This window comes from Terriglobales bacterium, assembly GCA_035624475.1.
GTDB lineage: Bacteria > Acidobacteriota > Terriglobia > Terriglobales > Acidobacteriaceae > DASPRL01.
Map to the genome: position 1 here is coordinate 1 of DASPRL010000087.1, position 5,490 is coordinate 5,490.

Here is a 5,490-nt window from a genome sequence, read left to right on the forward strand (position 1 = left end):
CGAAGTCGCGCACCGAGAACTCCACCCCGCCGGCGCTGTCGCGGGCCGCCAGCACCACCCGGCCTCCGGAGGCGCCGTACTTGAGAGCGTTGTCGATCAGGTTGGCGAAGACCTGATGCAGGGCATCGATGTCGGCCGCCACCTCGCGCGTGGCCGTGTCTTCCACGCTCAATTCCACTCCCGCGGCCCGGGCGATGGCGCGAAAGCTCTCCTGGGCGTCGCGCAGTAGGTCTGCCGCCGCCACCGGCCGCAGCGCGAATTCCTGCTCGCCCGACTCCACCCGCGCCAGGGTGAGCAGGTCTTCGGTCAGCCGCGACATGCGGGTGGCGTTCTTGCGGATGATCTCCAGGAAATCGCGGGCGGCGGCGCTGTCGGCGGTTCCACCCTCCAGCAGGGTCTCGGCATAACCCTGGATCGAGGTCAGGGGGGTGCGCAGTTCGTGGGAGACGTTGGCGATGAAGTCCCGCCGCGTCTTCTCCACGCGCTCGATCTCGGTGAGGTCGTGCACCACCGCCACCGCGCCGCCCCCGGGCATGGGCGCCGCCGTCACCTGGAAGCTGCGGCCGGGGAGCAGGGAACTGGCGCGCGCGCTGCGCACCTCGCTCCGCCCCAGTACCTCTTCGATGCAGGCCAGGAAGTCGGGATCGCGCACCGTGGTCACCAGGGGTGAGCGCGGGCTGACCCGGGCCAGCTCGTGCATGCGCCCGTTGGCCCAGAGCACGCGCCGCTCCGCGTCCACGGCCAGCACCGCTTCCTGCATGGAGTTGAGCACGGTTTCGAGCTGCTGGCGCGCCGTCTCCACCGCGGCAAAGCTCTCTTCCAGTCGGCGCGCGGTCTTGTCCAGAGCCGAGGCCACGTGCGCCACCTCGTCGGAAGAGGTTTCGGCGATGCGCGCGGTCAGGTCTCCGGAGGCCACCCGCTCCGCAAAGGTGACGATGCGCCGCAGCCGCAGCGAGATGGACTGCGCGATGCCCGCCGCCAGCAGAGTGGCGATCACCAGCGCCAGCCCCGAGGCCCACAGTAAGCGCACCCGCACGTGCCAGGTCAGCTCCTGGATGGAGGCCAGGGGATAGGCGAGGCGCACCGCCCCCCCGGGCACCGGCGCCGCCACGTACAGGAAGGGGATGCCCACGGTGTGGCTGGTGCGGGTGGCGCTGCCCATCTGCCCGTGCAGGGCGGCGATGAACTCGGGGCGGGTGGCGTGGTTCTCCATCTCCGCCGGGTTGGCGCGGGTGTCGGCCAGCACCTTGCCGGCGGAATCGATGATGGTAGCGCGCGCATCCGCCGCCTGCGCCGCCTGCTCCGCGATCTGCGGCAGCGGCCGCCGGTCGCGCTCGTGCTCCACCGTGGCGGCGAACAGGCGCACCTTCTGGCTCAGCGAGGTGTGGATCTCCTGGTAGAGCGAATCTTCCCAGGCGGAGCGCACGCTGAAGTCGAGGATCAGGGTGGCGGCCGCGATCACCAGCAGGAAGGCGCCCAGCAGCTTGAAGAAGATGCGAGTCCTCACTTGGGGACCTCGAAGCGATACCCGGCGCCGCGCACGGTGCGCAGATAGCGGGGCTGCTCCGGGTCGGGCTCGATCTTCTCACGCACCCGGCGAACGTACACGTCCACCGAGCGCGGGGTCACATAGTGAGTGTCGCGCCACACCGCGTCCAGCAACTGGTCGCGGGTGAAGACGCGGCCCGCGTGCCGCGCCAGATGATCGAGCAGGCGGAACTCGGTGGCGGTGGTGGGTACCAGCTTGCCCCGCACCCTCAGGGTCATGGCGCCTCCGTCCACCTCGATCTCGCCGACCTTGACCATGGAGGTGGGCAGCGGCTGTTCGAAGCGCCGCAGCACCGCCTTGACCCGGGCCACCAGCTCGCGCGGGCTGAAGGGCTTGGTGACGTAGTCGTCGGCGCCCAGCTCCAGCCCCACCACCCGGTCGGTCTCGCCGGTCTTGGCGGTCAGAAAGATGACGGGCGTGCCCGCCAGGTGCGTGGACTTGCGGATGCGGCGGCAGAGTTCCAAGCCGTCGCCTCCCGGCACCATGATGTCGAGCAGCATCAGCGCCGGGCGCTCGCGCTCCGCTTCCGCCAACACGTGGTGGGCGGAGCTGAAGGTCCGCACCCCGAAGCCCGCCGCTTCCAGGTGGTGGCGCACCAGGCGGGCGATGTCGGCGTCGTCCTCCATCACGAACAGAGTCTGTCTCACGCCGGGTATTGTAGCCGGTTGCGGCCGGCAAGCCAGGGAAAGCTGCCCGCCGGCCTAGTTTGGTTGTCCGGCGCCGGGCATGGTGGCCCCGGCCATGCGCGCGATCGAGATCTTGGTCTTGCCCTCGGAGGGCTCGATGGCCACCGTCACCATTCCCTTGGAGGTGTTGACCATGATGCTGTAGTGGTCGCCTTCCCCGCTGACCAGCATGGCCTTGGGATACTTCTTCTTGTAGAAGTCGGCGACCTGGGAAGGCGAGTCCGAGGTCAGAAAGTTGGCGCCCGCCACGGAGAACCCACCCAGGCTGACGGCGCCGCCACCCTTCTGGGGTTCCGCGCCGGGGTAGACTTCCACCTCCATCTCCTCCGCGATCTTGGTGGCGTCGCCGGCGGAAGCCGTGCCCGTGTTGACGTCTACCTTCATGTCGCCCAGCTTGGCCTGCTCCGCCTTCACCGCCTTGTAGCCCCGGTATCCGGCGTAGCCCACCACCGCGCCGACGATCACCACGAACAGAAGGAAGATGCCCAGGATGACCAGGATGACCTTGAGGGCGCCGCTGCCGCCCTTGGGCGCGGGCTGGGCGGTCTGGCCGGGTTGAGCCGCGGGAGCCGCCGGCGCCGCGCCCGCCATGAGCGCGCCACACTTGGGGCAGGCCCTGGCACCCGCGTCCACACCGGCTCCGCAAGACGTGCAGAACGCCATCGCGTCACCTCCGGGGAAGAGTCCCGCAAGAACGAGGAAAGATGTGTGCGCAGTATAGCGCAGATTTCCGGCCGCCACCTCGGGTCGGAAGGCGCCTAGCGCGCCAGCGTCGACAGGCCGCGAGTGAGGTAGTCCGCCATGCTCAGCGTCAGCAGGATGGCCAGCCAGAAGACGGCGGCAAAGACCACCACGGCCGTCAGACGCGGGCTGTATTTCAGGTGCATGAAGAACAGCACCACCAGGCTGGCCTTGAGCGAGGCGATCAGCAGCGCCGCCGCCGCATTCAGGCTGATGTCGTGCACTCCCGAAACCACGTGCAGGTTGAGGGTAGAGGCGTAGGCCGTGAGCCCGGTCAGGATCAGCAGCGCCGCCCAGATGGCGAAGTAAGTGCGCTTGGGAACGATGTGCTCAGCCGCCATAGCTCCTCACGGATGCCGGTCGATCAGGTAGAGCAGAGGGAACAGGTAGATCCACACGATGTCCACGAAGTGCCAGTAGAGCCCAGCCACCTCCACCGGGTTGTGATAGCCGGGGGTGTAGCGCCCCTGCCGGCCGTAATAAAGGATGGCGGCCACGATGCCCACGCCCACGATCATGTGCAGCGCGTGCAGCCCGGTCATGACGAAATAGAAGAAGAAGAAGAGCTGGGCGTTGCGAGGATCGGGATAGCCCGCCATGCTGGGCGCCTTCTCGTGGAACTGGAAGGCGGGCCCGGGCACGTGGTGGCGCTCGTACTCGTCGTGCCACTCGTAGCCCTTCACCCCCAGGAAGACCAGCCCCAGCAGCAGGGTGGCGCCCAGCAGCGCCACCATCGCGGTCTTTCGCCCCACCTGGCTGGAGCGCACCGCCATGGCCATGGTCAGGCTGCTGCCGATGAGCACCAGGGTGTTGAGCGTCCCGGCCCAGAACAGCAGGCTGTTGCTGCCCGCGGCGAAGGCCACGGGGTACTCGACGCGGTAGACCAGATAGCCCAGGAAGAGCCCGCCGAAGAACATCACCTCGGTGACCAGGAAGATCCACATGCCCAGGCTGGAGGCCTCGCGCTGCTGCTCCGGATCGTCGAACTGCTCCTGCAGCCCGTAGGGACGGACTTCCACGGCTACATTCTCAGAAGCCGCCAATGGGGACCTCCTCCAGGGGTTGCTGTTTCATGTTGGCGTAGTCGTAGGCCTCCTCCTCCACCACCGGGATCTGGTCGAAGTTGTGCTTGGGCGGGGGCGACGCCGTCCTCCACTCCAGCCCGGTGGCCGCCCAGGGGTTCGGCCCCGCCACCTTGCCGTAGCGCATCGACCAGATGAAGTAGATCATGGGCATGACGTAGCCCACCGCCAGGATGGATGCCCCCGCGCTCGACATCACGTTCAGCACCTGGAACTCGGGCGGATAGGCGTGGTAGCGCCGCGGCATCCCCATGTAGCCCAGCAGGAACTGCGGAAAGAAGGTCAGGCAGAAGCCCAGGAAGATGACCAGGGCGGAGAGCCGCGCCCAGCCCTCGGGATAGAGCCGCCCGGTGATCTTCGGCCACCAGAAGTGCAGTCCGCCCAGGTAGGCCATCAGCATCCCGCCCACCATGATGAAGTGGAAGTGCGCGACCACGAAGTAGGTGTCGGTGACGTGCACGTCCACCCCCAGCGTGGCCAGGAAGAGCCCCGTCAGTCCGCCCATGGTGAACAGCCCGATGAAGACGAAGGCGTACAGCATGGGGGTGCGGTAGGAGATGGAGCCCTTGTACATGGTCGCGGTCCAGTTGAACACCTTGATGGCCGAGGGGATGGCCACCAGGAAGCTCAGGATGGAGAAGATCATGGCCGAGTACACCGAGATGCCGGCCACGAACATGTGGTGGCCCCACACCAGGAAGCCGAAGACGGCGATGGCGATGCTGGAGAAGGCGATGAAGCTGTAGCCGAAGATGCGCTTGCGCGCGAAGCAGGGGACGATCTCGCTCACCACTCCCATCCCCGGCAGGATCATGATGTAGACCGCGGGGTGCGAGTAAAACCAGAACATGTGCTGGAAGAGCACGGGGTCGCCGCCCAGCGCGGGATCGAAGATGCCCACCCGGAAGGCGCGCTCCACCGCCACCAGCGCCAGGGTGATGGCCACCACCGGCGTCCCCAGGACCTGGATCAGCGCGGTGGCGTACATGGACCACACGAACAGCGGCAGCCGGAACCAGGTCAGCCCGGGCGCCCGCATGCGGTGCACGGTCACGATGAAGTTCAATCCTGTCAGGATGGAGGAGAAGCCGGCGATGAACACCCCCACGATCGCCGGGATCACCGGGGTGTTGGAGTAGGCCGTGCTGAAGGGGGTATAGAAGGTCCAGCCCGTGTCCAGGCCGCCCTGCAGCATCACGTAAACGCCGAACAGGCCCCCGAAGACGTACAGATACCAGCTCAGCAGGTTGAGCCGGGGGAAGGCCAGGTCGCGCGCCCCCACCATCATGGGCAGCAGGAAGTTGCCCAGCACCGCCGGCACCGCCGGGATGAGGAAGAAGAAGATCATCACCACGCCGTGCATGGTGAACAGCTTGTTATAGGTATCGGCCTGGACCAGGTCGCCGGCTGGGGTCATCAACTCCAACCGGAT

General features: G+C 67.3%; 6 protein-coding genes. All 6 read right to left on the reverse strand.

Going from position 1 to position 5,490, the window contains the following annotated elements; genetic code table 11:
- On the reverse strand, window positions 1-1,507 hold a 1,507-nt coding region (locus VEG08_03750), incomplete at its 3' end, for a histidine kinase dimerization/phospho-acceptor domain-containing protein (GenBank protein HXZ27096.1).
- The gene (locus VEG08_03755) at window positions 1,504-2,196 is read right to left on the reverse strand and encodes a response regulator transcription factor (protein ID HXZ27097.1); all 693 of its coding nucleotides are present in this window, start codon (window positions 2,194-2,196) and stop codon (window positions 1,504-1,506) included. The genes VEG08_03750 and VEG08_03755, both read right to left, overlap by 4 nt.
- Window positions 2,197-2,250: 54 nt before the next feature.
- The gene (locus VEG08_03760; protein ID HXZ27098.1) at window positions 2,251-2,868 is read right to left on the reverse strand and encodes a hypothetical protein; all 618 of its coding nucleotides are present in this window, start codon (window positions 2,866-2,868) and stop codon (window positions 2,251-2,253) included.
- A 125-nt stretch (window positions 2,869-2,993) separates the two neighbouring features.
- Window positions 2,994-3,317 carry a cytochrome C oxidase subunit IV family protein gene (locus VEG08_03765; protein HXZ27099.1) on the reverse strand — a complete coding sequence of 108 codons (324 nt, stop codon included), beginning with the start codon at window positions 3,315-3,317 and terminating at the stop codon, window positions 2,994-2,996.
- A 6-nt stretch (window positions 3,318-3,323) separates the two neighbouring features.
- Window positions 3,324-3,995, reverse strand: coding sequence for a cytochrome c oxidase subunit 3 family protein (locus tag VEG08_03770; protein ID HXZ27100.1), 672 nt, complete (start codon window positions 3,993-3,995; stop codon window positions 3,324-3,326).
- A 10-nt stretch (window positions 3,996-4,005) separates the two neighbouring features.
- Window positions 4,006-5,490, reverse strand: a 1,485-nt coding sequence (locus VEG08_03775) for a cbb3-type cytochrome c oxidase subunit I (GenBank protein HXZ27101.1), incomplete at its 5' end; no start/stop codon positions are given.

Excerpts from the sequence above, each read along its gene's own strand:
- VEG08_03765 (HXZ27099.1), bottom strand. The coding sequence starts at position 3,317 with ATGGCGGCTGAGCACATCGTTCCCAAGCGCACTTACTTCGCCATCTGG.